Origin of the sequence: Solimonas soli DSM 21787 (assembly GCF_000474945.1) — a bacterium.
GTDB lineage: Bacteria > Pseudomonadota > Gammaproteobacteria > Nevskiales > Nevskiaceae > Solimonas > Solimonas soli.
Map to the genome: position 1 here is coordinate 542,896 of NZ_AXDW01000001.1, position 26,872 is coordinate 569,767.

Consider the following 26,872-nt stretch of genomic DNA (forward strand, 5'->3'; position numbering starts at 1 on the left):
GTGGCGGTCCGCTCCTGATCAGTGCCCGCTCGGGCCGTACTCGTTGCTGCTGACGACCTGCCCGGCCGGGCGCAGGATGACGGCCTTCTTCTGGCGCATCAGGATGTCGAGCACTTCTTCCTGGTGCTTGCCGAGGATGCCGGTGAACTTGAGGCCGAGCTGGCGCTGCGGCGCGCGCATGTCGACGTCGTAGAGTTCGAGGCTCAGCGGCTGGTCGATGCCGACCGGCGCCGAGCCATTGGAAACCAGCTGGCCGCCGACCACGGTCATCGAGATGCGTTCGTGGAACGGATCGAGGCGCAGGTTGCGGCCGGTGCCGGTGAGATCCTTGATGTGGCCGTAGATGCCGGACAGGCCGTTGCCGACGGCGATGTTGCCGTACAGGCGCATGTTGGTGCTGTTGCGCACGCGCACGCCGTGGCGCTTGTTGCCGCTGACCAGGTTCTGCCAGATCAGCGTGCGCGGACTCTCGTAGATCGTGATGCCGTCCGACGCGTTGCGATAGGCGCGGTTGTGCGCCACCACGTTGTTGACGCTGTTGCGGTCGACGACGATGCCGGACAGGTGATTGTCGTAGGCCTCGTTGTTGATGATCCAGCTGTCGTCGACCTCGCGCGAGACGATGATGCCGTGCTTCTTCTTCGTGTTGTACGCCTTGTTCTCGGCGATGATCAGGCGCCGCGAGCGGTCGTGCGGGTCGATGCCGTAGACGATGTTGTCGTGGTAGTCGTTGCCGCGGATGACGACGTCCTCGGCCTCGTAGCAGTAGAAGCCGTACCAGTTGTCGTAGAACTGCGAATCGATCAGCCAGCCGGTCGGGTTCGGCCGCTTCATGATCGGCGCCAGCGCCGGCGAGAATTGCGAGATCGACACGCCGTAGGATTTCGAGGCGGCGTAGCCGAGATGCGCGACGGTGCTCTGCACGATGTAGGTCTGCGAGCCGCCCCAGGAGATCATGAACGGCCGGAAGGCGCTCTTGTCGACGAAGTGCGCGGGCTCGTTCCTGCGCTCGTTCCAGCCGCGCAGCCTGGCGCCGGTGATGAACAGCTTGCCTTCGTTGACGAGGAAGGCGCCGCGATCGAGGGAGAGCCTGAAGTCGCTGCCGTCGTCGATGTGCAGCGTCGCGTCCGGCCCGACGTCGACCGGCAGGCGCGCGACGTACACGCCCTTGGCGGTCTGCGCGAAATACTGCTTCGGCACCACGCGCGCGATGTCGCGTGGCGTCACGTAGCCGCTGCGGATGAAGATCACCTTCGGCAGCGAGGTCTGCCGCGCCGCCCACTCGCGCATGCGTTCGTCGGCGCCCATGAAGCCCTTGAACGACTGCTCGGTGAGCATGCTGCCGACTTCGATCCGGCCCGGCGCGCCGCGCTTGATCTTGGCGCGCGCGGTGGCCGCGGTGTAGCGCGTCAGGTCCGGCAGCTGCGGCGGATCGATGCGCAAGGCGACGCCCGACACGGCGTCGATCTGGTACGGACGCCTGGCGGCTTCGGCCAGCCTGCGCTCGTCGCCGGCGAAGTCGTCCTGATCGGAGCCGTCGGTCTGGTAGCGCTCGCCGGGATCGTCCGGCTCGGCGTCGCTGATTTCCTCGTCGGGATCGAGCGCCTCGTCGTGATCGGTGCGCGGATTGACCGGCACGCGCGGCGCGACGATCGCCGGCTCGTCCGGCGCGGCGTCGCCCTCGATGTGCGGCGGCGCCGGATCCGGCTTCGCGGGCCGTGCCGCCGCGCCCGCGGCGCCGCTCGCCGCGGCAAGCAGCAGCGCCAGCGCCAAGGCCGTCGCGCGCTTCAGTACCACAGCGTGAACTCCGCGAGCACGCGGTACTCGTCCCTGGCGTCCGGCCCATAGGCGTCGCCGGGCTGGAACCAGGATCCGCGCAGGCGGATCGAGCTGTCGCCGACGTCGTCGGGCGTGTAGGCCGGCGCCTCGCCACCGCCCTGGTGAGCGATATCGAAGTAGCGCGTCAGCGCCACATCGACGCCCTGGCCGAGATCGTGAGCGGCGACCGTCGGCCCGACGCGCAGCGCGTCGCTGAGCACCGGCGCGTTCTCCTGCGGACGGCGCAGCTTGTTGTAGACCACGCTGGCGTCCCAGGCGCCGGCGTTGACGGAGACAAAGGCGGTCGCCGCCTGCAGGTTGCCGAGCTCGGGCCGGAACGCCTCGTTGAAGCGGTAGAGCTGCGTGCGCGTGCCGGTGAAGCGCGAATCGTTGCTCTGCACGCCGGTCTGCTCGTACTGCTTGCCGGGATCGTCGTCGCCGCCGCTGCTGTAGGCGTAGGCGACGCCCGCCTGCACCGGGCCGCCGAGGCGCACGCGCAGGCCGGCGTCGCCGGCCCAGGCGCGCACGTCCTCGTCGCTGCGCGCCGTGACCACGCGCGCACCGGGATTCGCCGGATCGACCGGATCGGCCGGCCCTTCGACGGCGCGATCGCGGCTGCCGACCAGGTAGGTGCCCGACAGCCAGTACGACACCGGCTGGACCTGCCGCCAGTCATACGGATGATTGTCGAGCGCGACCTTGATCCAGGTCTGCTCGCCCCGGGTCTGCCGCTCGCCGCTCGCCGGCGACGCGCCGAGCGCCGGCAGCTCGTTGTCGTCGCTGGCGTGCACCACGCGCAGGCCGAGGCGCTGCCGCGCCGCCCAGTCCCAGCCGATGCTGCCGAAGGCGTAAGTGCGGTCCCTCTGCTCGGCCGGGATGTCGACGCCGTCGCTGCGGTAGGTGTCGAACTGGCGGGCGACGCCGAGATCGGCGTCGAGCAGCGTGGTGTCGAAGATCCAGCGCAGCGCGTCGATGTCCTGGTCGAAGAACTGCGTGTCGTCGTCGCGGATGCGCTGGCGGCCGATGCGCAGCGCCTCGCCCGGATAGCTGGTGAGGCCGCCGTACTCGAACCACAGCTCCTTGAGACCGACGAAGGCATCATCGCTGGCCGCGACATTGTTGTTGTCCTGGCCGGACTGCAGCAGCTCGCCGGTCGGCGCGTACAGACGCACGCGCGCGAAAGCCGCCCAGTCGTCATTGAACTGCAGATGCAGCCACGGCGTCGCGTCGATGTAGCCCTCGCGCGTGTCGTCGGCGTCGCCGAGCCCCAGATCGCGGCCGCCGTCGGCGATGCCGGCCAGCGTCGCCTTCAGGCGCCAGTCGATCTCGGTGGCATGCGCGGCCAGCGGCAGCGCCGCGCCGACGAAGGCGACGGCGGCCAGCGACCAGGAACTTCGCGGCAGCCGGGCGACCTTGCCGCCGCCGGACTTCGCTTTCGTGCCGGACTTCTTGTTCATGATTTTCCTCCGGTCGGATCGACCCGCACCGACGGCGCGGGAGCTGGGGTGGCGGGCGTTGCCGCGCCGGCCGGCATCGGCGCCGGCGTCTGCAAGGGATTTTCGTATTCGATGGTCTCGGGCTCGGCGAGCAGGGCGCGCGTGGCGGCATCCTCGGACGGCTTGTGCGAGAGACGGATCTCGCGGCGCGGCAGCACGGCCTGCGCCTCCTCGCCGCTCGCCGCCGCGTCGCCGGCCGCGCCGACGGGCGCTTCGAGCGGCACGTGGTAGCTGAGCGTCTTGCTGAAGCTCAGCGTCGGCGCGCGCAGATGCGGAAGCGCGGGCGTGGCAGCGGCGAGCGGCGGCGCTTCGGGTGCCGCTGCATCGGCCGGCGGCGCGGCGCTCGCGGTGGCGACGGGCGACGCGGCGGCGTCCTCGCCGCCCGTCGCGGCGCGCGCCTCGTCCCGCGCGTCGTTCGACGGCGGCGCGGCGGCGGCGACATCGTCCGTCGTCGCATCGTCGGTCTGGCGCGCTGGCATCGCCGCTGCATCCTGCGTCGGCGCGGCGCCGCCGATGGCCACCGCCGCCTCGCCTTGCTGCGCCAGCAGGGTTTTCGGGATCTCGTATGCCGACGGCCGCGCCTGCAGCTCGGCATCGAAGCGATGATCGGCCGCGGCGATCTGCGTCGGCGTCAGCTGCGCAGCGATCTGCTGCTGCAGCGCGGCGGTCGAAGCACTGCCTTCGCGCGCGCCGAGTTTGGCGAACACGTAGGCATTGAGCAGGTCCGGGCACAGGCCCTTGCCGTTGGCGAACAGGCGCGCCAGGGCGCCGTCGGCGGCGACGTAGCCACGTCGTGCCGCCCACATCAGATGCTCGGCGGCGAGCAGCGGCTGGCTCTCGTCGAGGTAGCCGTACTGATAGAGGCGGCCGAGGAAGTAATGGCCCTGCAGCGCCGTCGCCGGCGTCGCCGCCGCCTGCTGCAGGTAGCCGAGCGCCAGCTGCGGATTGCGTGGCGCGCGTGCGCCGGCCAGGTAGAGCTGGCCCAGATACAGGCGCGCCTCCGGCACGCCGCGTTCGAGGCCCTGCTTGAGCGCGCTCTCGATGTCGACGCCGGGCAGCAGATACGGATAGCGGGCGACGACGCCGGCGGCGAGCGCCGGCGCCTCCTCGCGTCCGTGCAGCAGCCTGTCGAGCAGGGCATTGGCGAGGTCGGGCTGCGCGGCCGGCGCCGGCGCATCCGCGGTCGCCGCTGCCGGATCGGCGTGCGCGGTGCTGACCGGCTCGCTTGCGCAGGCCTGCTGCGCCTCGCCGCCGCCGGCGACACGCAGCGTCGCGAGGCTCGCCTCGCCTTCGTCTTCCGGCACGTCGGAGATTTTCACCGGCAGCGCGGCCGGCGCGGCGGCATCGGCCTCAGCGCTCTCGTCCGGCGCGTCGACCAGTGCGCGCGCCAGCGCGGCCAGCGTCGCCGCCGGCACCATGCCCTGCTCGTAGCGCTCGCCCGCCGCGCTCACCAGCTTCTTCAGATAGTCGACGTCGCCGCCGGCGCGCGCGGCGCGCGCCAGATCGACGTGGCATTCCGGCACGCCCTCGAGCCAGCGCGCGCAGAGCTGCGCGACCTTGTCGCGATGGCCGTCGATCTGCGGCGTGCTGCGATACCAGCCGATCACCGCGCCCTGCACGTCCGGCTGCCGGACGGTCTCGGCGCGCACCACCAGCGCGCCGACGCGCTGCTCCGTGTCGCGCTGCGGATGCTCGCTGTACAGGCGGATCAGGCCGGCGAGCGCCTCCGGGTCCTGGCGATGCTGCCAGGCACGGTTCAGCAGGCCCTCGCCTTCGGACAGCGCGGCGGCGTCGTCCTCGCGGATCAGCAGACGGCCGAGCGGCACCTCGGTCGGTTCCGGGCTGCTGTCGCGCGCGGTGCGCAGCCAGCGGATCGCCGCGGCGATGCGCTCCGGCGTGCCGATGCGCGCGTAGAGCTTGCCGAGCGCGATCTGCGCCTCGACGTAACCGCGCTCGGCGAGCGGCTTCAGGTCGGCCTCCGCCGCGTCGAGGCGGCCATCGGCCGCCGCCTGCCGGCCCCGCGCCAGATCGGGCAGCCCTTGCGTGCCTTCGATCAGCGCGCCGTCGCTGTCCTTGTGGCGCGTCGCCGCGGCGTCGGCGTCGTAGCGCACGCCGAACATCAGCGCCGCGATGGCGAGCGGCACCAGGCCACGCGCCGGCAGGCGCAGCGGGCGCGGCGCGCGCCTCATTGCCGCGCCACCTCGCCGCGCATGCGGTCGACGACAGCGCGGATGGCGCCGGACAGCGCGGTTTCGCCGCCGAGCGAAACATCGACCGGGCGATCGATCAGCTTCGGATCGAGCGCCTTGTCCGGCTCGATGGTGACAATGACGTCGGCCGTGGTGCCCGGATTGTTGAGGCCGCGGATGTCGCTGGCGCCGCTCTCGGCCGCGCCGTTGGCGGCGAGCAGGCGCACGTCGCGCACCTTGCCGTAGCGCTCGCCGGATTCGCCGGAGATGGTGAAGGCCAGGGTCCTGCCGATCGGCAGCTTGTCGATGCTCTCGAAGCGGAAGCGCGCCAGCACGTAGGGCCTGGCGTCGGCCGGCGTCAGCTCGAACAGCGGCATGCTGCGATTGACGTACTGGCCGTCGACCGCGAACTGCTGCTGCACCTTGCAATCGCAGGGGCTGGTCAGGGTGCCCTTGAGCTGCTCGCCCATCAGCTCGGAGAGCTGTTCCGGCGAGAGATGCAGCGAGCCGACGTCGGTTTGCACGACGTCGAGCATCGCCGCCTGGAACGAACCGAGCGGCTGGCCCTTCTTGACGACGCCGTCCGGCGCCACGAGGCTGAAGAAGGTGCCGTCGCGCGGCATCGCGATGTTGAAGGTCGGCGCCGCGATCTTCGCCGCCGACGCGCGCGTGACGAAGGCCATGGCGTAGACCTTGGAGACCGCGTAGAAAAACGCCACCACGCCGACCGTGAACATCACCACCGTCATCGTCAGCGCCCGGGCGCGCGCCTTGCCGGTGAGCCCGCCGGTCGCTTCCCTGGCGGGGCGCGGCTTGGTGAAGCTGTCGCGCGACAAGGCGGTGATGATGTCGCCGGTGGCGATCAGCTCGCCGGCCAGCGTGCCGCCGATCAGCTGCCGCAGCAGGGCGATCTCGCGCGGCCCCAGATCCTGGAACTGCGCGCCGACGCGGCGGCCGCCGTCCGACACGTTGCGAATCTGCAAAGTCACCGGCAGCGCGAAGGCGACCGGCGCGACGGTGAACTGCAGGCGACCGCGAAGCATCTCGCCGACGCGAAAGTGCGCGCCGTCGCCGGCCGCGAAACTCAGGCCGCCGGCGGAAATGTCGCCGAGCGCGTAGCGTGCCTCGCCGCCGTCGCGCGCGAGCAGCAGCGTGCCGGGAATGCGCACGCGCGGATGCTGGCGCTGCGCTTCGGCTTCATGCACGACATTGGGGGCGGTACCGTCATCCATGGCAGGTTTCCTCTGTGACGCAATGAGAAGATCGGGGCGGGCGGACACGGGCGGATCTCAGAGCTCGACCATCGCCAGCACGACGGCGGCGAACACGCTGACCGCGGCGAACATCAGCAGATGCGAGGACCACCAGTTGAAGCGGGTCTGGAAGCGGTCGGCGCTGGCGGCCAGCCTGGTCTTCTGGCGCGTCCACGACTGCTGGTCGAGGCGGAACGAGACGTGGATCTTCACGATCGAGCCGACGATCTGGTTGTAGTACAGCAGCAGCGGGAAGGCCGGCCCGATCGGATGGCCCGACAGCACCAGCAGGAAAGTCATGAGCAGGCGCGTCAGCATCACCCACAGCACGAAGCTGACCAGGAACATCACGCCGAACTTGATGCTGGCGGCCACTGCCAGCGACAGGCCGAGCAGGCCGGTCCACATCAGGATGCGCTGGTCGAGCAGCACGTAGTACGTGAACCAGCCGAGTCGCGAGGGCCCGAGCGCCAGCGCGCGGCCGTTCTGGCGCAGCGAGTTGCCGTACCAGCGGAACATCAGCTGGCGGCTGGCCTTGACGAAATTGCGGTGCGGCGGATGCTCGACCGTGCTGATCGCCGCGTCCGGCACGTACCAGGTATCCCAGCCGAGACGCATCAGGCTGTACCAGCTCGACTTGTCGTCGCCGGTGAGAAACCTGAAGCGGCCGAGACGCCAGTGATCGAGATGATCGTGCTGCACGTCCTCGATGAAGCTCGGATCGCAGACGATGCCGACGCGGAACAGCGACATGCGGCCGGTCAGGGTCAGCACGCGGCGCGTCAGCGCCATCGAGCACATGTTGAGGTGGCGCTGCGCGAAACGCAGCTTGTGCCACTCGCTCATCACGTAGCCGCCGTCGACCTTGCAGAACTCGTTGGTGGTCAGGCCGCCGACGCCCGGCAGCACCTTGAAGAAGGGCGCGGTCTTCGTCACCACGCCCGGTTCGAGCAGGGTGTCGCCGTCGATCACCGCGACCACGGCGTCGGGATCGGGCATGTCGCGCGAGATCGCGCGGAAGCCCTGCGCGAGGCCGTCGCGCTTGCCGGTGCCCGGGATGCGCACGATCTTCAGCTTCATGCGCTGCGCCGGCGGCGCCAGGCGCCGCCACAGATCGAGCACGAGGCGCTCGTCGCTCATCTCGACGATCGAGGCGATCACCGTGCACGGCCAGCCGCAGCGCATGCCTTCCTCGATCGTCGCGCGATAGACCTCGGCGGTGGTCTGCGCGTCGATGCGGAAGCTGGTGATCATCAGATACACGTGCGAGGGCGCCGCCGCCGCGCCGAGCGCCTCCACCTGGCGACGCAGCCGCGGATACTCGCGGTGCACGAACAGCATCGCGCGCACGAAATGCACGACGCGCAGCGAGTAGCGCCAGATGCCGAGCGCGCCGATCGCCAGCACGTAGTTGGCCGAATCCGGATGGAAGGCGTCGGCCGGCAGCAGCAGCGCGGTCCACACCACTGCCGTGGCGTACATCAGCCAGCCGGCGGCGTCGAGCCACAGCGGCCGGGCCTCGGGCGGCCGTGGCGCGGCGTGGTCGACCGGAATCGCCGCGGGGACGAAGGCGCTCGTCATCGGCGGCGGTCCTTACCAGCAGATGCCCTGCATGTCGTCGGTCGACGGATGCGGCATGAAGCCGACCAGGTCGACGACCTTGCGCTCCTGGCGCGAGCCGTTGACGTACTTCTCGAAGCTCTTGTCGCGCAGGCCGAGCACCAGCACCTCGGATTCGTCGACGACTTCCTGCACGTCCGACTTCAGCAGCGAGGAGATGTGCGGGATCTTGCCGTTGATGTACTCGCGGTTGGCGCCGTGCACGCGCGCGTACTCGACGTTCTTGTCGAAGATCGACAGCTCGTAGCCCTTGCCGAGCAGCATCTCGGCAAGCTCGACCAGCGGGCTCTCGCGCAGATCGTCGGTCTTGGCCTTGAACGACAGGCCGAGCAGGCCGACCTTCTTCTTGCCGAACGATTCGACGAGGTCGAATGCCTTCTTGACCTGAACGCTGTTGGTCGCCATCAAAGACTTCAGCAGCGGGATTTCGACGTCCATCTGCGTGGCGCGATAGGTCAGCGCGCGCACGTCCTTCGGCAGGCAGGAGCCGCCGAAGGCGTAGCCCGGCCGCAGGTAGTAGTCGGACAGGTTCAGCTTGGTGTCCTGGCAGACCACTTCCATGACCTGGCGGCCGTCGACGCCGAGCGCCTTGGCGATGTTGCCGATCTCGTTGGCGAAGGAAATCTTGGTGGCATGCCAGACGTTGCACGAGTACTTCACCATCTCCGCCACTTCGATCGCCTTGCGGATGATCGGCGCCGGCAGGTGTTCGTAGAGCGACGCCAGCTGATCGCCCGAGGCCTTGTCCCATTCGCCGACCACCGTCATCGGCGGATGGTTGTAGTCGTAGATCGCCGTGCTCTCGCGCAGGAATTCCGGATTGACGGCGATGCCGAAGTCGACGCCGGCCAGCTTGCCGGAAGCCTCCTCCAGGGTCGGCACCACCAGGCCGTTGACGGTGCCCGGCAGCACGGTGCTGCGCACGACGATGGTGTGCCGGTCCTTCTTGGTCTTGATCACTTCGCCGATCTGCCGCGTCACCGCCTCGACGTAGGAAAGATCGAGATCGCCGCTCTTCTTGCTCGGCGTGCCGACGCAGATCATCGTCAGCTCGCTGTTCTCGATCGCGTCACGCGTGTCGCGCGTCGCGCGCAGGCGGCCGGCCTTGACGCCGGCGGCGAGCAGTTCCTCCAGGCCCGGCTCGACGATCGGCGACCTGCCGGCGTTGATCAGATCGACCTTGTCGGCGGCGACGTCGACGCCGATGACCGTGTGCCCGCGCTCGGCGAAGCAGGCGGCGCAGACGGCGCCGACGTAACCCATGCCAAAGATGCTGATGTTCATTGCAAGCCCCGTGAGTCGGAAGGTGTGTGTGCCAGGAAGGTGAGGCTCAGACCGGCGTGCCGCCGATCATCGCCAGCAGGTCGCGCGTGCGCTCGCGCATCAGTTGCTCGTCGCCGCGCGACTCGACGTTGAGCCGCAGCACCGGTTCGGTGTTGGAGCCGCGCAGGTTGAAACGCCAGTCGGCGAAGGCGATCGACAGCCCGTCGACGTGCTCGACGTGCAGCGCGTTCGGCGCGTAGTGCGCCTCGAGGCGCGCCAGCGTGCTGCGGATGTCGTCGACCTTGCGGTTGATCTCGCCGCTCGCCGGAAATTTCTTCATGCGTTCGCCGACCAGCGCCGACAGCGGCTCGCCGGTCTCGCTGATCAGTTGCGCGACGAGCAGCCAGGGAATCGTGCCGTTGTCGCAATAGGCGAAGTCGCGGAAATAGTGATGCGCGCTCATCTCGCCGCCGTACACGGCGTTCTCGACACGCATGCGTTCCTTGATGAAGGCATGGCCGGTCTTGCTCTGCACGGCGATGCCGCCCGCGGCTTCGACCATGTCGACGGTGTTCCAGCTCAGGCGCGGGTCATGAATGATCTTCGCGCCCGGCGCCTGCTTCAGCATCGCCTCGGCGAGCAGGCCGACGATGTAATAGCCCTCGATGAACGCGCCGCGCTCGTCGAACAGGAAGCAGCGATCGAAGTCGCCGTCCCAGGCGACGCCGAAGTCGGCGCCGGTCGCGCGCACGAAGTCGGACGTCGCCGCGCGGTTCTCCGGCAGCAGCGGGTTCGGAATGCCGTTCGGAAAGCTGCCGTCCGGACGCGCGTGAATGCGCTCGATCGTGAACGGCAGATGCGGCGCGAGGGCGTCGACCACCAGGCCCGCGCCGCCGTTGCCCGGATTGACGGCGACCTTCAGCGGCTTGAGCGCGCCGGGCCGCAGGTAGCCGAGCAGATGATCGACGTAGCGCTCGCGGAACGAAATCAGCTGCGTGCGCGCCGCGCCGGCCTTCGGTACGGCATTCGACGCCAGCACATCCGCTTCCAGCTCGCGCAGACCGGAGTCGCCGGAGATCGGCAGCGCGCCGCCGCGCACGAGCTTGAGGCCGTTGTACTCGATCGGATTGTGCGAGGCGGTGACCATGATGCCGCCGTCGATGCCGGGCTGGAATGCCGCGAAGTAAATCTCCTCGGTGCCGCACAGGCCGATGTCGAACACTTCGGCGCCGCCGTCTTCGAGGCCCTTGGCGAGTGCCTCGACCAGCATCGGACTCGATTGCCGCACGTCGCAGCCGACCGCGACGCGTCGCGCGCCGAGGCGCTTCGCGTAGGCGAGGCCGAGCCGGTAGACGATGGTCTCGTTGAGTTCGTCCGGCACCCGGCCGCGGATGTCGTAGGCCTTGAAGCTCGACAACCGCTGCGGCGCGCCCTTCGCGCGGTCCGCGCCTCCGGCACCGCCCTTGTCGGACGATCTCGGCGCAATGCGTCCCTGGACCGGCGCCGCGGCGCCGGCATCGAGTGGAGCGTTCATGGGTTTTCCGTTTCTAGGCGGTGTTCTTCACGCTGGCCCTGGCGTCGTTCTTCGCTTCTTCGACGCGACCGTAGGTGTCGCTGAAGCGCACGATGTCGTCTTCGCCGACGTAGCAGCCGGTCTGTACCTCGATCAGCTCCAGCGGCACCTTGCCCGGGTTCTCCAGGCGATGCGTGTTGCCGAGCGGAATGTAGGTCGAGTGATCCTCGGAGACGATGAAGGTCTTGTCGCCGCAGGTGACGCGCGCCGTGCCTTTCACCACGACCCAGTGCTCGGCGCGATGGAAGTGCATCTGCAGGCTGAGCTTCTCGCCGGGCTTGACCGAGATGCGCTTGACCTGGAAGCGCTCGCCGAGCGCCACCGTCTCGTAGAAGCCCCAGGGCCGGTAGCAGCGCTTGTGCGATTCGGCCTCGACGCGCTTCTGCTTCTTCAGCTTCTGCGCGATCTTCTTGACGTCCTGCACGCGATCCTTGCGCGCGACCAGCACCGCGTCTTCGGTCTCGACGACCACGTGATCATCGACGCCGACCAGGGCGACGAGACGGCCGCTCGAATGCACGAGGTTGTTGTGCGCATCCTCGAGCACGACGTCGCCGCGCGTGCGGTTCTCGTCGCCGTCGGTCGGCGGAATGCGCTCGAGGAAATTCCACGAGCCGACGTCGTCCCAGTCGGCATCGAGCGGCACCAGCGCCAGCTGATCGGTCTTCTCCATCACCGCGTAGTCGACCGATTCGTTGCGGCATTCCTTCCACGAGGCGGGGTCGAGCGCGATGGTGTTGCCGTCGCGCCGGGCCTTCTGCAGCGCCTCGTGCGATTTCATGTAGGTTTCCGGCTCCAGGCGGCGCAGCTCGGCAAGGAAGCGGCCGGAACGGAACAGGAACATGCCGCCGTTCCAGTAGTGATCGCCCTGCTCGATGAACTGCTGCGCGCGGTCGAGCGAGGGCTTCTCGACGAAGCACTCGACTTCGTGCGCGTTGGTCGTGCCGAGGCGCGCATCCGGCTTGACCTTCAGGTAGCCGTAGCCGGTTTCGGGGCGCGTCGGCTTGATGCCGAAGGTGACGATGTAGCCCTGTTCGGCGGCTTCGACCGCCGATTTCACGGCGCGCGCGAAGGCCGCCGGATTTCCGATCGCATGATCCGCGGCCATGATGAAGACGATCGCATCGGGACCGAATTCCTCGGCGACGAAATGCGCGGCGACGGCCGCGGCCGGTGCCGTGTTGCGGCCCTGCGGTTCGAGCAGCAGCGCCGCATCGCGGATCTTCGCCTGGCGCAGTTGCTCGGCGATCACGAAGCGGTGCGCCGCCGAACCGATGACCACCGGTCCGGTGGTCTCGTCCATCCTCGCCGTGCGCAGCACGCTGTCCTGGAACAGGCTGGCCTCGCCGAGCAAGGAAAGGAACTGCTTCGGATACTGCTCCCGCGACAAGGGCCACAGGCGTGTACCGCTGCCGCCGGCAAGCAGCACCGGCACGACCATGCGCGCCTGGGTCATCGGGAAAAGTCGCGGCGGAGTCTTCATCGTCGTCACCTGCTTCCTTGCTCGCATCGAGCGCTGCGTTCGGCACGGTCGTGCCCGGGGACCTCGAGCGGCCTGGTGATATCGCGGCCCTCGCCGACAGGGGGGCAAGCGCTGTGCCATCGACGAGAAAAATCCATGACGACAGGCGCTTGCGCTTCAGGCCGCGCGCCGCGCCGCGCGCACGGCGACCTCGCGCGACGAAAACTGTCGCCGCGCGGCGACAGCGGCCGGTGCCGCCATCACGCAAACGCTGGTCCGCGCATCGTTTCCGCCCTGTCGCGATCCGACGACAGGGCCGCGCCGCGCCGCCGTCGTGCCGGCCCGCGGCGGCGATCCGCGCGGCTCGATACGGCGCCGGCGCGTTGGCGCGGTCGTTTCGTGTGCGCTGCCTTGTCTGGCAACGGTTTCACGCTCGTGCAACCGCGCGCCCAGGATGGCCGCGCGTTGCCCCGCGGTGCCTCGCGCGACACCCACCGTCGCCGGCCGGCGACACTTTGTGCGTCGCGGCAATTTGGCGATCTGCATGTAACTTGCCGGCTTCCGCTGCGTTCATATTCAGTTCAGGCCCAATCGGCGCAAATCAGCATTTGCGTGCCAGGCGGCTCGACGTGACATGGACGACACTGTTTTTTGCCGACCGACCAGCCGATGAGTTTTCGCATTCCCAGGACCATGACGGGACTGGTCGCGGCCGGCTGCGTGCTGGCCGCGGCGCCGCTGCTGGTCGCCCTGCTGCTCGCCGAGCTGGCGCTGGAACGAGTCACGCAGCAGACCGAAGCCTTGGTCGACGAAGGTGTCGTGGTCGCGCAGCTGAGCGGCGATCTGCGCGATCAGGTGGAGAACCTCGAACGCGCCATTCGCCAGTATCTCGCGCTGCAGGACCCGGCGCTGCTGACCATGTCCGATCGCCGCTGGGACGGCGCGCACCAGACCATTCGCGCGATCGAGCACCGCCGTCTCGACGCGGCGACCGCCCGGCAGGCATCGGATCTGCGCCACGGGCTCGCCGATGCGCGCCTCGCCTGGCAGGTCGGCACCGCCGAGAACGAGTCGATGGAGGAAGCCGTCGCGCGCCTGCAGCAGCTGTATCCGAAGATCGAAACCATCATCAGCGCCTCGCGCGCGCGCATCGACGAGCGGCTCGAAGGCCTGCGCCGCGCAACCGTGCACGCGCGCCGCGAAATGCTGGTGTCGGCGCTGACGCTGATTCCGCTCGCCGCCCTGCTCGCCTATGCCTGCTCGGTGACCGTGACGCGCCCGCTGCGCGACCTGTACCGGACCATCGCCGCGCTCGGCCACGGCCGCTACTCGCATCCGGTGAAGATCGAATTCCCGCGCGAGATGCAGCGCCTCGGCGAGCAGCTCGACTGGCTGCGTCGCCGCCTCGCGCAGCTGGAGGCCGACAAGGACCAGTTCCTGCGCCAGGTCTCGCACGAGTTGAAGACGCCGCTCGCCAGCCTGCGCGAAGGCGCGGACCTGCTGCGCGAAGGCTCGCTCGGCGAACTCAGCGAACGGCAGCGCGAGGTCGCCGGCATCCTCGCCGAATCGACGGTCGAGCTGGAATCGCTGATCTCGAACCTGCTCGCCTATGCCGAGTGGCGCGCCGAACGCAAGCACAGCGAACGCCGCTGGTTCGATCCGCGCCCGCTCATCGACGAACTGCTGGCGGTGCACAAGCTGCCGATCGCCACGCGCGGGCTGCACGTCGAGCTGCACGTCGCCCACATGGGCCTGTTCGGCCAGCGCGCGCAGCTGCGCCTGGCCCTCGACAATCTGCTGACCAACGCGATCAAGCACGCGCCGGCGCGGTCCGTGATCGAAATCCACGTGACCACGCCCGATCACCAATGCGAGTTGGCGGTGCGCGACTACGGCCGCGGAGTACGGGATGAAGACAAGGAACGCATATTCGAGCCCTTCGTGCGCGGCACCGAGGTCGAGGAACAGGGCATCCGCGGCACTGGCGTCGGCCTGTCGCTGGTGCGCGAAGTGGCGCTCGCGCACGGCGGCGTGGTCCGCGTCGAGGACGCCGGTCCCGGCGCGCGCTTTCGCATGGCGTGGCCCTGCCCTCGTCCTCAGTACGTCGATGTGGCTGAACAGTTGCGCGCTGCAGAACCTGCAGTTGCCGCCGCTTGAGCCGGCGCAGAGCCCCTTGGAGTTCTACGTCATGGCAAGCACGGCGACCGCGGCACAAAGAGAGCAGATGTGGAGGTCGCTGCGCGACGGGCACGGCAGCGATGCCGACCTGAAGAGCGCGCTGCTGCAGAGTCTGCCCGGCCACGCCGGCTACGATCCGGCGCGCGCGCGGCGCCGCCTGCTCGGCATCGCGCGGCGCGGCGACGGCGACGACAGCGCGCTGGCGCGGCTGCGCATTGCCGAACTGAACAGCGCCAATGAATGCCGCGCCAGCGTGCAGGACCTGCAGCAGCGCCTGGACAAGATTGTCGACATCGAGCGGAGTCTCGACGGAAATGGGCATGCCACGGCATCACATCCTGCTCGTTGACGACGACGCCAAGCTGCTGCGCGTGCTGACCCTGCGGCTCGAAGCCGAGGGCTACGGCGTGATCGCCGCCGCCGACGGCAACGAGGCGCTGCAACGCCTCGAGGAGACCAAGCCGCAGATGGTGCTCGCCGACCTGCGCATGCCGGGTCTCGACGGCGTCGAACTGCTGACCCGCATCCAGGGCCGCCATCCGAGCCTGCCGGTGGCGATCCTCTCGGCGCACGGCGACATCCCGGATGCGGTACGGGCCACGCACGCCGGCGCGGTGGACTTCATCACCAAGCCGGTCGATCGTGACCGCCTGCTGGCCTGCATCGAGCGCCACGTCGCCGCCAATGCGCCGGTCGAAGCCTGGGCCGCGAACGTCGTCACGCGCAGCCCGCTGATGCAGGCCGTGCTCGACGACACGCAGCGCATCGCGCGCACCGAGTCCGCGGTGCTGATCACCGGCGCCAGCGGTACCGGCAAGGAAGTGCTGGCGCGCGCGATTCACGCCGCGAGCAATCGCGCGAAGGCGCCGTTCGTGGCGATCAACTGCACGGCGGTGCCGGCGGAATTGCTGGAGTCGGAGCTGTTCGGCCATCGCAAGGGCGCCTTCACCGGCGCGCACGCCGATCATCCGGGCCTGTTCCGCGCCGCGCACGGCGGCACGGTGTTCCTCGACGAGATCGGCGACATGCCGAGCGGCCTGCAGGCCAAGCTGCTGCGCGTGCTGCAGGAGCGCGAGGTGCGTCCGGTCGGCGAGACGCGCACGATTCCGGTCAACGTGCGCGTGCTGTCGGCCACGCATTGCGACCTCGAAGCGCGCGTGCAGGACGGCCGCTTCCGCGAGGACTTGTTCTATCGCCTCAACGTCGTGCGCCTGCGCCTGCCGACGCTGGAGGAACGGCGCGAGGATATCGCCCTGCTGGTCGCGCATCGCCTCGAGCAGTTGCGCAAGGACGGCGCGACGCGCCGCGTGTTCGCGCCGGATGCGCTCGAGTTGCTGGCCGCCGCCGCGTGGCCGGGCAATGTGCGCCAGCTGTTCAATGTCGTCGAGCAGTGCGTCGGGCTCGCGCCGAGCCGCGTCATCGGCGCCGCGCTGGTGCGCAAGTGCCTGGGCGAGACCAACGGCGGCCTCGCGCCCTTCGACGAGGCGCGCGACGAGTTCGCCCGGAACTATCTGCGCCAGCTGCTGGAACTGTCCGGCGGCAACATCAGCCGCGCCGCGCGTCTCGCCCGCCGCAACCGCACCGATTTCTACAAGCTGCTGAACCGCTACAAGCTCGATCCGGCGCAGTTCAAGCAGAACGACGACGAATAAGGCTAGACGCGCACCGGGTAGGCGCTCAGCAGCGCTTCCAGGCTGGCGAACGTTTCGCGCAGCTGGGCCTGATCGAGGAACAGACCGAATTCCAGGCGATTGCCGATTCCCGGCTGGTCCAGCGCGACGCCGGTCACGGAAATTTCGCCGAGGCCATCACCTTCGAGCATCAGCGTCAGCTGTTCTTCCAGCGTGTGGAACTCGGCTCTGCCCTGCAGAGTGTCGAGCAGCGGCTGCAGCTCATCGCGGAACGCCGCGAAATCCGCCGCCAGGAAGGCCGCCGCGAACCGGCCGCCGAATGCGCCCGCATCGAGGATGACTTCCGCGGCCAGCCAATGGTCGCCGGGCTGGTCGCCGGTCAGCGGCGGCTGGTAACCGCGCACGACGATCTCGACGCGGTCGCGCTCGCTGCCGATGGCTATCGACTTCATGCGCGGCGCCGGCCCGGTTAGACCGCCACTTCGCCCTTGATGTGCGGGTGTGCCTGGTAGCCGACCAGCTCGAAGTCTTCGAGCTCGTACTGATCGATCGACGCCGGCCGCCGCTTGATGAGCATCTTCGGCAGCGGATAGGGCTCGCGCGTCAGCTGCAGCTGCACCTGCTCGAGGTGGTTCTTGTAGATGTGCACGTCGCCGCCGGTCCACACGAACACGCCCGGTTCGAGATCGCACTGCTGCGCCAGCATCATCAGCAGCAGCGCATAGCTGGCGATGTTGAACGGCACGCCGAGGAACATGTCGCAGGAGCGCTGGTAGAGCTGCAGGTTGAGCCGGCCGTCGAGCACCGAGGTCTGGAACAGGCAGTGGCAGGGCGCCAGCGCCATCTTCGGCAGATCGCCCGGATTCCAGGCGCTGACCAGCTGGCGGCGCGAGGCCGGATCCTTCTTGATCAACTCGATCAATTCCTTGATCTGATCGATGTGGCGGCCGTCGGCCGTCACCCAGTCGCGCCACTGCTTGCCGTAGACGGGCCCGAGATCGCCGTTCGCGTCGGCCCACTCGTCCCAGATCGACACCTTGCGTTCCTGCAGCCAGCGCACATTGGTGTCGCCGCGCAGGAACCAGAGCAGCTCGACGATGATCGAGCGCAGATGCAGCCTCTTGGTCGTCACCACCGGAAAACCGTCGGCGAGATCGAAGCGCATCTGGCCGCCGAACGTGGCCAGCGTGCCGACGCCGGTGCGGTCCTGCTGCTCGACACCCTCGTCGAGCACACGCCGCAGGAGATCGTGATAGGCCTTCATGAAACGCTCCGGACCGTCGCCGTATGCTGGCGCAGCGACCACAGCAGGATGGTGATGCCGGCGAGCAGCATCGGCAGGCAGAGTTCCTGGCCGCGCGTCAGCCAGCCGAAGTGCAGATAGCCGAGCTGCGCGTCCGGCACGCGGACGAACTCGACGCAGAAGCGGAACACGCCGTACAGGATGAGGAACAGCGCGCTGATGAGACCGCGCGGCGTCGGCCGTTTGCCGACCCACCAGAGGATCGCGAACATGACCAGGCCTTCGAGCCCGGCTTCATAGAGCATGCTCGGATGACGCGGCAGCAGGTCGGGCGCGGTGTGCGGAAAGACCATGCCCCAGGGCAGGTCCGTCGGCTTGCCCCACAGCTCGCCGTTGATGAAATTGCCGATGCGGCCGGTGAACAGGCCGATCGGCGTCAGCACGGCGGCGAAATCGGCGACCTCGAAGTACGGCAGCTTCTGCAGGCGCGCGAACACGCCCATGGCGACGAGCACGCCGATCAGGCCGCCGTGGAACGACATGCCGCCCTGCCAGACGCGCAGGATCATCAGCGGATCGGACGCCGGCAGCCAGTGGCCCTGCGCATCGTACGAATAAAACAGGATGTATCCGACGCGGCCGCCGACGATGACGCCGAGCACCACATAGAACAGCAGGTCGGAGATGCGCTCCTTCGGCCAGCCGACGTGCGCGAAACGCGCGCGGCGCAAGGCCATCAGCCAGGCAATCCAGAAGCCCAGCAGGTACATGAGACCGTACCAGTGGATGGCGAGCGGGCCAATGCCAAAAAACGGGCCGAGCTTGAGCGCGACCGGGTCAATGTTGGGGTGCGTGAGCATGGCGGCGATTGTAGCGGGAGCGTTGCAGCGGTTTCTCGGCCGATCTATTCGGCCGTCACCGCGCAAAAGAAGCCTTTCAGATAGCGCGTCTCCGGTATCGCCGGATGCACGGGATGATCCGGCCCCTGCGCGCCCTGTTCGAGCAGACGCAGGCGCCGGCCGGCGTGCCGCGCCTCGCGCAGCAGGATGCGCTGCAGATCGTCGGCGCCGAGATGATGCGAGCAGGAGCAGGACACCAGGATGCCGTCGCCGGCGAGCAGGTGCATGGCGGCGCGGTTCAGCGCCGCATAGTGCTCGAGCCCGGCGTCGAAATCCTTGCGTCGCTTGATCAGCGCCGGCGGATCGACGATCACCACGTCGAAGTGCCGGCCTGCGGCGCGCAGCGCCTTCATGCCGGCCAGCGCGTCGTCGCGGATCGTCTCGATCGCCAGGCCATTGAGCGCGGCGCTGGCCTGCGCCGCGTCGAGCGCGGTCTGCGAGGAATCGAGACAGGTGGCGCTCGACGCGCCATCGCGCAGCGCACGCAGGGCCCAGGCGCCGACGTAGCTGAACACGTCGAGCACGCTGCGTCCGCGCACGTAGCGCGCGAGGCGCGTGCGGTTGTCGCGCTGGTCGTAGAAGAAGCCGGTCTTCTGTCCGCCGACGAGCGACAGCGTGTAGCGCAGCCCCTGTTCGCGGATCTCCAGCGGCTCCGGCACGTCGCCGATGACTTCGCTCTCCTGCGAGAGTCCTTCGAGTTCCCGTGCCGCGCTGTCGTTGCGCATCAGGATGCCGCGCGGCCGCAGGACTTCGTGTAGCGCATCGAGCAGCGGCGCCTTGAGCTTGTCGATGCCGGCGCTGGTGATCTGCACGACGAGGACCTCGCCGTAGCGGTCGATCACCAGCCCCGGCACGCCGTCGGCTTCGGCGTACAGCAGGCGATAGTACGGCTCGTCATAGAGGCGCTCGCGCAGGGCCAGCGCCGCGCTGATGCGCCGCGCGAACCAGTCGCGGTCGATCGCCGCATCGACGTTGCCGCTGAGAATGCGCACGGCGAGCAAGGTGCGCGGATTGACATAACCCAGTCCGAGCGGCTTGCCGCGATGATCCATGACGCGGCACAAGGCGCCGGGCTCGATGGTGCGGAAATCGTAGCCGGCCTGCGGCCCCGTCTCGATCTCGTTCGAGTAGACCCAGAGGTGGCCGGCCCGCAGCCGGCGCTCCTCGCGCGCCTTCAGCTTCAGCGTCAGCATCATCAGGCCAGCGTGGCGCGGAACGCCTTCTTGTAGCGGGCGCGGAACTCGTCGAGCGTGAAGCCGTGGTTCTGCGTGCCGGGCCGCTCGATGCAGTAGGCGCCCATCAGCGAGGCGATGCGGCCGGTCGTTTCCCAGTCGTGGCCTTTCAGCAGGCCGTACAGCAGGCCGCCGCGATAGGCGTCGCCGCAGCCGGTCGGATCGGTCAGCGATTCGGCCTTCGCGGTCGGAATGCTGATGACGCGGCCGCCGCTGTAGATCTGCGAGCCCTTGCCGCCCTGGGTGACGATCAGGGCGTCGACCCGGGCGGCGATCTGCTCGAGCGACCAGCCGGTGCGATCCTTCAGCACCTCGGCCTCGTAGTCGTTGACGGCGACGTAGCTCGCCTTGTCGATGAAGGCGCGGAACTCCTCGCCGTTGAACAGCGGGATGCCCTGGCCCGGATCGAAGATGAACGGAATGCCGGCATCGGCGAACTGCTGGGCATGCAGCAGCATCGCCTCGCGCGATTCGGCGGAGATCGAGCCGATCTTCACGCCCTGGGCGACCACGTCCTGCGTGTGCGCCTGCGCCATCGCGCCGGGATGGAAGGCGGTGATCTGGTTGTCGTCGAGATCGGTCGTGATGTAGGCCTGCGCGGTGTACATGTCCGGCACCGTCTTCAGGAAGCGGCGATCGATGCCGTAGCGGTCCATCCAGGCCGCGTAGGCGCCGAAATCATGGCCGACCGTGCCCATCGGCAGCGGCGAGGCGCCGAGCAGCTTGAGGTTGTAGGCGATGTTGCCCGCCGTGCCGCCGAAATCGCGGCGCAGATCCGGCACCAGGAAGGACACGTTCAGGATGTGAACCTTGTCGGGCAGGATCGCATCCTTGAAGTGGCCCGAATACACCATGATGGTGTCGTACGCGAGGGAACCGCAGATCAACGCAGACATCGATGCTCCCGATGCGGCCCGCAGAGCCGGCCGCGCTTGAGTGAAGCGGCCGCGAATCGCGCAGCCGCGCTCCGAAATCAATCCAGCAAGACGAAACCCCAGACAACCGGCACCTGCAGCAGCGACAGGTGCACGGCCGCCGAGCCGAGATCCTTGGCACGACCCGACAGCTCGTTCCATTCGCTGCCGATGCGGTCGACGACGACTTCGACCGCCGTGTTCAACAGCTCCGTGATCAGCACCACGAACAGGCTCAGCAGCAGCAGCGCGCGCTCGATGCCGCCGTGGCCGAGCCACAGCGCCGCCGGCACCAGCAGCAGGCATAGCGCGAATTCGATGCGGAACGCCTCTTCGACGCGGAGCGCCCAGCCAAGCCCCCAGTAAGAAACCTTGGTGGCGCGCATGAGGCGCGCCCAGCCTTTGATGCCGTCAGCCATGAACGTCGTGGTTCGTCTAAGTGATTGTCGCGACTGACATGTCGCGGGTGGCGCAGTTTCGCCGAAATGGGCGGCGATCGCAGCGGCCCTTCAGTTTAGTTTTTCTGAACTGGAATTCGAAAAAATATCAATTGTTGCATCGCAGCAAGATGCCCTTAAATAGGCTCATGCCAATCCCACTGTTGTGGAATGCATTGAATTCGGAGTGAGTCGCCATGGAAATCCTGTCCTTCGTCAGCTTCATCCTGTGGAGTACCGGCCTGAGCACGGTCGCGCTGATCGTTCTGGCGATCATCGACTGGCGCCGCAACGAGCAGCTGCAACAAGTTGCGCCGGAAGGGCCGATCATGACGCCGCGTCCGCAGGCGACGGTCGCCGCACCGGCCGCTGCCCAGCCGGCGCAGCCGGCCCTGCTCAAGGCCGCCTGAAAACGTCGCGGCCGCGGCATGCGGCCGGCATCGTCGAATGTCCGGTCCTGTGGCCCGGGCACATCGCAAGCCCGCCGTCGCCGGCGGGCTTTCTGTTTGGTGAATCGCGGTATCTCGGCTCAGGTCGGAACGTAGCGCAGATCCAGCTGCCTGGCCGCGCGCACGTCGTCGAGGCGGCGCACCGGCATCGTGTATGGCGCACCCTTGACCTTGGCGATGTTCTGCCGGGCCTCGTCCCGGATCGCCGCGAGCGCCTCGACGAAGGCATCCAGGGTTTCCTTGTCTTCGGTCTCGGTCGGCTCGATCAGCAGGCATTCCGGCACGAGTAAAGGAAAGTAAACCGTCGGCGCGTGATAGCCGTAGTCGAGCAGGCGCTTGGCGACATCAGTCGCCGTCAGCTCGATCTCCTGCTTCTGCTTCTTCAGGGTGACGACGAATTCATGCGAGGCGCGACGCTTCGGGAACGCCAGGTCGAAGCCCTTTTCCGCCAGCCGCGCGGCGAGGTAGTTGGCATTGAGCGTCGCGAACTCGGCGACGCGGTGCATGCCCTCGCGGCCGAGCAGCCGCGCATAGATGTAGGCGCGCAGCAGCACGCCGGCATTGCCCATCCACGCCGACAGGCGGCCAATCGTCTGCGGCAGGTCCTTCCCGGTCAGCCAGCGATAGCTCTCGCCATCCTTGCCGACCAGCGGGGTCGGCATGAACGGCCTGAGGCGCTCCGACACGCCCACCGCGCCGGCGCCCGGACCGCCGCCGCCATGCGGCGTGGAGAAGGTCTTGTGCAGGTTCATGTGGATGACGTCGAAGCCCATGTCGCCCGGCCGCACCTTGCCGAGGATGGCGTTGAGATTGGCGCCGTCGTAGTACAGCAGGCCGCCGGCGTCGTGGACGATGCCGGCGATTTCCTTGATGCGGCGCTCGAACACGCCGAAAGTCGACGGGTTGGTCAGCATGATGCCGGCGGTTTGCGGACCGACCGCGGCCTTCAGCGCCTCGACGTCGACGTCGCCGTCGGCATTGGTCGGGATCTCGCGCACCGTGCAGCCCAGCATCGCCGCCGTCGCCGGATTGGTGCCATGCGCCGCGTCCGGCACGAGGATTTCGACACGCGCCAGATCGCCGCGCGCCTTGTGATAGGCCTGGATCATCGCCACGCCGGCGAACTCGCCCTGCGCGCCGGCCATTGGCGTCAGCGACACGCCGGCCATGCCGGTGACCTCTTTCAGGATTTCCTGCAGGTCGTACATGCAGGCGAGAAAGCCCTGCGAGTGCGATTCCGGCGCCAGCGGATGGCGCGCGAGGAACTGCGGCAGCATCGCCAGCTTGTTGCAGGCGCGCGGGTTGTACTTCATCGTGCACGAACCCAGCGGGTAGAAGTGCGTGTCGATCGAGAAGTTCTTCTGCGACAGCCGGGTGAAGTGACGCACCGCCTGCATTTCCGAGACTTCCGGCAGGCGCGGCTTGTCCTTGCGGCGCAGCGCCTCGGGAATCGCCGAAAGATCGACGCCCCGGTTCGGGTTCTGCGCACTGGCCATGCGGCCGGGGCGCGACACTTCAAAGATCAGCGGTTCGGTGGTTTTGGCGGTCATGGCGGTGACGGTTCAGGCCAGCGCTTGCAGCGCGGCGTCGTAGTTCGGTTCCTGGCTGATCTCGGCAACGAGTTCGGTGTGCAGCACGCGGTCGTTGGCATCGAGCACGATCACCGCGCGCGCCGTGAGGCCGGCGAGCGGGCCGGTCTCGATCAGCACGCCGAAATCCTTGGCGAAATTGCGGCCGCGCATCAGCGACAGCATGACGACCTTGTCGATGCCTTCCGCGCCGCAAAAACGCTTCTGCGCAAAGGGCAGATCGGCGGAAATGCACAGCACGACCGTGTTGTCGAGCCGCGCGGCGCGCTCGTTGAAGCGGCGCACGGAGGTCGCGCAGGTCGGCGTATCGACCGACGGAAAAATATTGAGGACCTTGCGCTTGCCGGCGAAGCTCGACGGCGTGACGTCGGCGAGATCGGCGCCGACCAGCTTGAACCCCGGAATCGTGCTGCCGACGCTTGGCAGTTCGCCGGAGGTCGTGACCGGATTGCCGCGCAGAGTGACGGTTGCCATCTTGGATTTCCCTTTCCTTATGCGAGGACACCGGCCAGCGCGTCGCGGTACTGCGCGAGTTGCGCCGCCGTCTTGGTCTCGGTCGCGCAAATCAACAGCGCGTTGCCGAGTTCCGGATAGGCCGCGGCAAGATCGTAGCCACCAAAGATGTCGAGAGCGGCGAGCTTCTCCAGCACCGGCGCGACCGGCTGCGGCAGGCGGATGACGGCCTCGTGGAAATGCGCCGCGCCGAACAGCGGCTCGACGCCCTTGATCGAGCCCAGCTGCGCGACCAGTTCGCGCGTGTTGGCCAACGATGCCGAGGCCACTTCGGCGAGGCCCGCGGGGCCGAGCAGCGACATATAGATCGTCGCCGCCGTCACCAGCAGGCCCTGGTTGGTGCAGATGTTCGACTTGGCCTTGGCGCGGCGGATGTGCTGCTCGCGCGCCTGCAGGGTCAAGGTATAGCCCGGCCTGCCGTCGAGATCGACGGTGCGGCCGACGATGCGGCCCGGCATCTCGCGCACATGGGCCATCTTGGTGGTCAGGAAGCCGAAGTACGGACCACCCGAGGACAGCGGCGCACCGAGCGGCTGGCCTTCGCCGCAGACGATGTCCGCGCCCGCGCCGCCCCACTGGCCGGGCGCCTTCAGCACCGCGAGCGAGGTCGGGTTGACGACGGCGACGACGAGCGCACCCTGCGCGTGCGCCCAGTCGGTGATGGCGTCGACGTCCTCGAGCACGCCGAAGAAATTCGGCTGCTGGATGACGACGGCGGTCGGCTTGTCGCCGGCGTGCGCCTGCAGCGCGCCGAGCGCGGTCTGGCCCGATTTCGGATCGTAGTCGACGAACACCGGCTTGACGCCCTGCGCCGCGGTCGTGCTGGCGACCACGTCGCGGTACAGCGGATTGACGGCACGCGGCATCAGCACCACGCCGGAGGTGTTCGCCTTGTTGGCGCGCAGCGCCATCAGCAGCGACTCGCCGAGCGCCGACGCGCCGTCGTACATCGAGGCGTTCGACACCTCCATGCCGGTCAGGCCGCAGATCATCGTCTGGTATTCGTAGAGCAGCTGCAGCGTGCCCTGGCTCGCCTCGGCCTGGTACGGCGTGTAGGCCGAATAGAACTCGCCGCGCGTGGTGATCTCCCAGACGGCGGCCGGAATGTGGTGCTCGTAGGCACCGGCGCCGATGAAGTTCAGCGCCAGCCCGTCGGCCTGCGCGCGCGCCATCATCAGCTGCGTCACCGCCATTTCGCTGAGGCCTTCGGGGATGCGCTGGAGTGTGCCGCAGCGCAGCGCCGGCGGAATTTCATCGAACAGCGCATCGATGCTCGGTGCCTTGATGGCGGCGAGCATCTCCTTCACATCGGTTTCGGTATGCGGAATGAACGGCATGGGCGTGATCGCGGGACGTGAGCGGTGCGATTTTCCGGACGCGTCAAAGCGTCTTCAGGAAATCCTCGTAGCCGGCGGCGTCGAGCAGGGCGTCGACGTCCGCCGCGTTGGCCGGCTTCATCTTCCACAGCCAGCCGCCTTCGTATGGATCGCTGTTGAGGATTTCCGGGTTGTCGCCGAGCTTCGCATTGCTGGCGACGACTTCGCCGGCGATCGGCGCATACACGTCGCTCGCCGCCTTCACCGATTCGACGACGGCGCAGGACTCGTCCCTGGCCAGCTTGCGGCCGACGGCGGGGGTCTCGACGAATACGAGATCGCCGAGCGAACCCTGCGCGAAATCGGTGATGCCGACGGTGACGGTGCCGTCGCTTTCGACGCGCAGCCATTCGTGCGACTTGACGTACTTGAGGCCGGCGGGAACGTTGCTCATCGACATCTCTCCTGGCGAATGCGTGGATACGGAAGATTCACAGCAAGACTTTGCCATTGCGCACGAACGGTGGCTTGACCACGCGCGCCGCGACCCACTGGCCGCGGATCTCGACTTCGCAGGCGCCGGTCGCGGCGCCGCTCACCCGCGCGAAGCCGATCGACTGCTTCATGGTCGGCGAGAAACCGCCGCTGGTCGTCTCGCCGCTGCTGCCGTCGGCGAAGCGCAGCTTCATGTGACCGCGCATGATGCCGCGACCTTCGAGCACCAAGCCGACGAACTTGCGCGGGCTGGCGCCGCGCAGCGTCTCGATCGCGGCGCGACCGATGAACGCGCGGTCCTTCGGCTCCCAGGCCACGGTCCAGCCGAGACCGGATTCGAGCGGATGCGTGCTTTCATCCATGTCCTGGCCGTAGAGATTCATGCCGGCTTCGAGGCGCAGCGTGTCGCGCGCGCCGAGGCCGCAGGGCTTGACGCCATCGGCCAGCAGTCGCTGCCAGAGGGCGACGAGTTCGGCATGCGGCAGGATCAGCTCGAAGCCGTCCTCGCCGGTGTAGCCGGTGCGCGCGACGAAGACATCGCCCTCGTGCGCGGCCTGGAAATAGACGAGCGACTCGGCGGGCACGCGCAGCGCCGGCGGCAGATGCGCCAGCACACGGGCGCGCGCCAGCGGGCCCTGCACGGCGAGGATGCCGAGATCGCCGCGCTGACGGACGTCGACGCCGAAGGCGGCCGCGTGGTCGCGGATCCAGGCCAGGTCCTTGTCGGTCGTGCCGGCGTTGACGACGAGACGGAACCAGCGCTCGTCGAGGAAATAACAGATCAGATCATCGATGATGCCGCCGTCCTCGCGCAGCATGCAGCTGTAGAGGGCTTTGCCGGGCTGCGTCAGCTTGGCGACGTCGTTGGCGAGCAGCTGGCGCAGGAATTCGCGGACCCGCTCGCCGTGCAGGTCGACGGCGCACATGTGCGCCACGTCGAACATGCCGGCCGCCTGGCGCACGGCATGGTGCTCGTCGAGCTGCGAGGCGTACTGGATCGGCATGTCCCAGCCGGCGAAGTCGACCAGCCTGGCGCCCAGGCGGACGTGTTCGGCGTGCAGCGCTGTCTGTTTCGGCATACGGTTCCCGCGCGTGTGTGATTGCGAAAACCGCTCCTCTGTCCGGTGACCTGAGCGTTAGGGCGCCTTCGGTGGCCGCGACACGGCGGCTCTCTCCAGAGTGTTGCTGCAGCACCGCGCTCCTTTTGCCTGAGCGATTCCGAGCGGGTTTGCGCCTTCGGCGCCACCGTTGAAGGTGGTCTCTCGCGCGGTGCTTTTTGATGCTGCTACTTTAAAACGTCTA

24 protein-coding genes and 1 riboswitch are annotated in these 26,872 nt (G+C 68.3%); of the genes, 4 read left to right on the plus strand and 20 right to left on the minus strand.

Annotation, left to right across the window (positions count from 1 at the left end; translation table 11 throughout):
• Positions 1-18 precede the first annotated feature (18 nt).
• From algG to K344_RS23790, 9 genes are all read right to left on the minus strand, one after another.
• Positions 19-1,797 (minus strand): mannuronan 5-epimerase AlgG, encoded by a 1,779-nt coding sequence (gene algG, locus K344_RS19785; protein WP_051361795.1) that lies wholly within the window; start codon positions 1,795-1,797, stop codon positions 19-21.
• On the minus strand, positions 1,788-3,275 hold the full coding sequence (locus K344_RS19790; protein WP_051361796.1) for an alginate export family protein: 1,488 nt from the start codon (positions 3,273-3,275) through the stop codon (positions 1,788-1,790). Before K344_RS19790 ends, algG begins: the two co-directional genes overlap by 10 nt.
• Positions 3,272-5,503: a tetratricopeptide repeat protein gene (locus tag K344_RS0102595; protein ID WP_028079365.1), complete on the minus strand. Its 2,232-nt coding sequence runs from the start codon at positions 5,501-5,503 to the stop codon at positions 3,272-3,274. The genes K344_RS19790 and K344_RS0102595 overlap by 4 nt, the downstream gene beginning before the upstream one ends.
• Complete coding sequence (locus K344_RS19795) at positions 5,500-6,735, minus strand: PilZ domain-containing protein (protein ID WP_051361797.1); 1,236 nt, start codon at positions 6,733-6,735, stop codon at positions 5,500-5,502. The genes K344_RS0102595 and K344_RS19795 overlap by 4 nt, the downstream gene beginning before the upstream one ends.
• A gap of 57 nt (positions 6,736-6,792) precedes the next feature.
• A complete protein-coding gene (locus K344_RS0102605) occupies positions 6,793-8,238 on the minus strand; it encodes a glycosyltransferase family 2 protein (RefSeq protein WP_051361810.1) in 1,446 nt (481 codons plus the stop codon).
• Positions 8,239-8,349: 111 nt separating this feature from the next.
• Positions 8,350-9,660: a nucleotide sugar dehydrogenase gene (locus K344_RS0102610; protein ID WP_028079367.1), complete on the minus strand. Its 1,311-nt coding sequence runs from the start codon at positions 9,658-9,660 to the stop codon at positions 8,350-8,352.
• 46 nt (positions 9,661-9,706) lie between these two features.
• The gene (locus tag K344_RS0102615) at positions 9,707-11,173 is read right to left on the minus strand and encodes a phosphohexomutase domain-containing protein (protein WP_084196845.1); all 1,467 of its coding nucleotides are present in this window, start codon (positions 11,171-11,173) and stop codon (positions 9,707-9,709) included.
• A gap of 13 nt (positions 11,174-11,186) precedes the next feature.
• Positions 11,187-12,695, minus strand: coding sequence for a mannose-1-phosphate guanylyltransferase/mannose-6-phosphate isomerase (locus K344_RS0102620; RefSeq protein ID WP_245586078.1), 1,509 nt, complete (start codon positions 12,693-12,695; stop codon positions 11,187-11,189).
• A gap of 156 nt (positions 12,696-12,851) precedes the next feature.
• Entirely contained in the window at positions 12,852-13,220 is a 369-nt protein-coding gene (locus K344_RS23790) for a hypothetical protein (RefSeq protein ID WP_157622719.1), read from the minus strand.
• Between the two features lie 123 nt (positions 13,221-13,343).
• Here K344_RS23790 and K344_RS0102625 point away from each other — a divergent pair, with 123 nt between their 5' ends.
• Genes K344_RS0102625 through K344_RS0102635 form a run of 3 tightly spaced genes read left to right on the plus strand, consistent with a single transcriptional unit; the run spans position 13,344 to position 16,504 of the window.
• Positions 13,344-14,831 carry a sensor histidine kinase gene (locus tag K344_RS0102625; RefSeq protein WP_084196847.1) on the plus strand — a complete coding sequence of 496 codons (1,488 nt, stop codon included), beginning with the start codon at positions 13,344-13,346 and terminating at the stop codon, positions 14,829-14,831.
• 31 nt (positions 14,832-14,862) lie between these two features.
• Positions 14,863-15,201 carry a hypothetical protein gene (locus tag K344_RS0102630; RefSeq protein ID WP_157622720.1) on the plus strand — a complete coding sequence of 113 codons (339 nt, stop codon included), beginning with the start codon at positions 14,863-14,865 and terminating at the stop codon, positions 15,199-15,201.
• A complete protein-coding gene (locus K344_RS0102635) occupies positions 15,167-16,504 on the plus strand; it encodes a sigma 54-interacting transcriptional regulator (RefSeq protein ID WP_028079372.1) in 1,338 nt (445 codons plus the stop codon). The genes K344_RS0102630 and K344_RS0102635 overlap by 35 nt, the downstream gene beginning before the upstream one ends.
• Positions 16,505-16,506: 2 nt before the next feature.
• Here the strand turns inward: K344_RS0102635 and K344_RS22725 are convergent, their stop codons facing one another.
• From K344_RS22725 to K344_RS0102665, 6 genes are all read right to left on the minus strand, one after another.
• The gene (locus K344_RS22725; RefSeq protein WP_051361798.1) at positions 16,507-16,935 is read right to left on the minus strand and encodes a WapI family immunity protein; all 429 of its coding nucleotides are present in this window, start codon (positions 16,933-16,935) and stop codon (positions 16,507-16,509) included.
• 17 nt (positions 16,936-16,952) lie between these two features.
• Positions 16,953-17,747: a thymidylate synthase gene (locus tag K344_RS0102645; protein ID WP_028079373.1), complete on the minus strand. Its 795-nt coding sequence runs from the start codon at positions 17,745-17,747 to the stop codon at positions 16,953-16,955.
• Positions 17,744-18,586: a prolipoprotein diacylglyceryl transferase gene (gene lgt, locus K344_RS0102650; protein WP_028079374.1), complete on the minus strand. Its 843-nt coding sequence runs from the start codon at positions 18,584-18,586 to the stop codon at positions 17,744-17,746. The genes K344_RS0102645 and lgt overlap by 4 nt, the downstream gene beginning before the upstream one ends.
• Before the next feature lie 44 nt (positions 18,587-18,630).
• Complete coding sequence (locus K344_RS0102655; protein ID WP_028079375.1) at positions 18,631-19,824, minus strand: class I SAM-dependent rRNA methyltransferase; 1,194 nt, start codon at positions 19,822-19,824, stop codon at positions 18,631-18,633.
• Positions 19,821-20,753, minus strand: coding sequence for a carbohydrate kinase family protein (locus K344_RS0102660; RefSeq protein ID WP_028079376.1), 933 nt, complete (start codon positions 20,751-20,753; stop codon positions 19,821-19,823). Before K344_RS0102660 ends, K344_RS0102655 begins: the two co-directional genes overlap by 4 nt.
• 77 nt (positions 20,754-20,830) lie before the next feature.
• Complete coding sequence (locus K344_RS0102665; RefSeq protein WP_028079377.1) at positions 20,831-21,190, minus strand: diacylglycerol kinase; 360 nt, start codon at positions 21,188-21,190, stop codon at positions 20,831-20,833.
• Positions 21,191-21,405: 215 nt separating this feature from the next.
• Here K344_RS0102665 and K344_RS0102670 point away from each other — a divergent pair, with 215 nt between their 5' ends.
• The gene (locus K344_RS0102670; RefSeq protein ID WP_028079378.1) at positions 21,406-21,618 is read left to right on the plus strand and encodes a hypothetical protein; all 213 of its coding nucleotides are present in this window, start codon (positions 21,406-21,408) and stop codon (positions 21,616-21,618) included.
• A 119-nt stretch (positions 21,619-21,737) separates the two neighbouring features.
• On the opposite strand, the gene gcvPB is transcribed toward K344_RS0102670, so the two are convergent.
• The 5 genes from gcvPB to gcvT are packed head-to-tail and all read right to left on the minus strand — an operon-like array spanning position 21,738 to position 26,649.
• Entirely contained in the window at positions 21,738-23,207 is a 1,470-nt protein-coding gene (gene gcvPB, locus K344_RS0102675; RefSeq protein WP_028079379.1) for an aminomethyl-transferring glycine dehydrogenase subunit GcvPB, read from the minus strand.
• 12 nt (positions 23,208-23,219) lie between these two features.
• Positions 23,220-23,720 carry a thiol peroxidase gene (tpx, locus tag K344_RS0102680; protein ID WP_028079380.1) on the minus strand — a complete coding sequence of 167 codons (501 nt, stop codon included), beginning with the start codon at positions 23,718-23,720 and terminating at the stop codon, positions 23,220-23,222.
• A 17-nt stretch (positions 23,721-23,737) separates the two neighbouring features.
• On the minus strand, positions 23,738-25,096 hold the full coding sequence (gene gcvPA, locus K344_RS0102685; protein ID WP_028079381.1) for an aminomethyl-transferring glycine dehydrogenase subunit GcvPA: 1,359 nt from the start codon (positions 25,094-25,096) through the stop codon (positions 23,738-23,740).
• A 43-nt stretch (positions 25,097-25,139) separates the two neighbouring features.
• On the minus strand, positions 25,140-25,529 hold the full coding sequence (gene gcvH / locus K344_RS0102690; RefSeq protein WP_028079382.1) for a glycine cleavage system protein GcvH: 390 nt from the start codon (positions 25,527-25,529) through the stop codon (positions 25,140-25,142).
• A gap of 37 nt (positions 25,530-25,566) precedes the next feature.
• Positions 25,567-26,649, minus strand: coding sequence for a glycine cleavage system aminomethyltransferase GcvT (gene gcvT, locus K344_RS0102695; RefSeq protein ID WP_028079383.1), 1,083 nt, complete (start codon positions 26,647-26,649; stop codon positions 25,567-25,569).
• Between the two features lie 107 nt (positions 26,650-26,756).
• Positions 26,757-26,847: riboswitch (glycine riboswitch) on the minus strand.
• Between the last annotated feature and the right edge of the window lie 25 nt (positions 26,848-26,872).

Bases quoted from the DNA above. Each gene is read 5' to 3' on its own strand.
- K344_RS19790 (WP_051361796.1), bottom strand. From the start codon at position 3,275: ATGAACAAGAAGTCCGGCACGAAAGCGAAGTCCGGCGGCGGCAAGGTC.
- K344_RS0102595 (WP_028079365.1), bottom strand. From the start codon at position 5,503: ATGAGGCGCGCGCCGCGCCCGCTGCGCCTGCCGGCGCGTGGCCTGGTG.
- K344_RS19795 (WP_051361797.1), bottom strand. From the start codon at position 6,735: ATGGATGACGGTACCGCCCCCAATGTCGTGCATGAAGCCGAAGCGCAG.
- K344_RS0102605 (WP_051361810.1), bottom strand. From the start codon at position 8,238: ATGTACGCCACGGCAGTGGTGTGGACCGCGCTGCTGCTGCCGGCCGAC.
- K344_RS0102610 (WP_028079367.1), bottom strand. From the start codon at position 9,660: ATGAACATCAGCATCTTTGGCATGGGTTACGTCGGCGCCGTCTGCGCC.
- K344_RS0102615 (WP_084196845.1), bottom strand. From the start codon at position 11,173: ATGAACGCTCCACTCGATGCCGGCGCCGCGGCGCCGGTCCAGGGACGC.
- K344_RS0102620 (WP_245586078.1), bottom strand. From the start codon at position 12,695: ATGAAGACTCCGCCGCGACTTTTCCCGATGACCCAGGCGCGCATGGTC.
- K344_RS23790 (WP_157622719.1), bottom strand. From the start codon at position 13,220: ATGCAGATCGCCAAATTGCCGCGACGCACAAAGTGTCGCCGGCCGGCG.
- K344_RS0102625 (WP_084196847.1), top strand. From the start codon at position 13,344: ATGAGTTTTCGCATTCCCAGGACCATGACGGGACTGGTCGCGGCCGGC.
- K344_RS0102630 (WP_157622720.1), top strand. From the start codon at position 14,863: ATGGCAAGCACGGCGACCGCGGCACAAAGAGAGCAGATGTGGAGGTCG.
- K344_RS0102635 (WP_028079372.1), top strand. From the start codon at position 15,167: ATGGGCATGCCACGGCATCACATCCTGCTCGTTGACGACGACGCCAAG.
- K344_RS22725 (WP_051361798.1), bottom strand. From the start codon at position 16,935: ATGAAGTCGATAGCCATCGGCAGCGAGCGCGACCGCGTCGAGATCGTC.
- K344_RS0102645 (WP_028079373.1), bottom strand. From the start codon at position 17,747: ATGAAGGCCTATCACGATCTCCTGCGGCGTGTGCTCGACGAGGGTGTC.
- lgt (WP_028079374.1), bottom strand. From the start codon at position 18,586: ATGCTCACGCACCCCAACATTGACCCGGTCGCGCTCAAGCTCGGCCCG.
- K344_RS0102660 (WP_028079376.1), bottom strand. From the start codon at position 20,753: ATGTCTGCGTTGATCTGCGGTTCCCTCGCGTACGACACCATCATGGTG.
- K344_RS0102665 (WP_028079377.1), bottom strand. From the start codon at position 21,190: ATGGCTGACGGCATCAAAGGCTGGGCGCGCCTCATGCGCGCCACCAAG.
- K344_RS0102670 (WP_028079378.1), top strand. From the start codon at position 21,406: ATGGAAATCCTGTCCTTCGTCAGCTTCATCCTGTGGAGTACCGGCCTG.
- gcvPB (WP_028079379.1), bottom strand. From the start codon at position 23,207: ATGACCGCCAAAACCACCGAACCGCTGATCTTTGAAGTGTCGCGCCCC.
- tpx (WP_028079380.1), bottom strand. From the start codon at position 23,720: ATGGCAACCGTCACTCTGCGCGGCAATCCGGTCACGACCTCCGGCGAA.
- gcvPA (WP_028079381.1), bottom strand. From the start codon at position 25,096: ATGCCGTTCATTCCGCATACCGAAACCGATGTGAAGGAGATGCTCGCC.
- gcvH (WP_028079382.1), bottom strand. From the start codon at position 25,529: ATGAGCAACGTTCCCGCCGGCCTCAAGTACGTCAAGTCGCACGAATGG.
- gcvT (WP_028079383.1), bottom strand. From the start codon at position 26,649: ATGCCGAAACAGACAGCGCTGCACGCCGAACACGTCCGCCTGGGCGCC.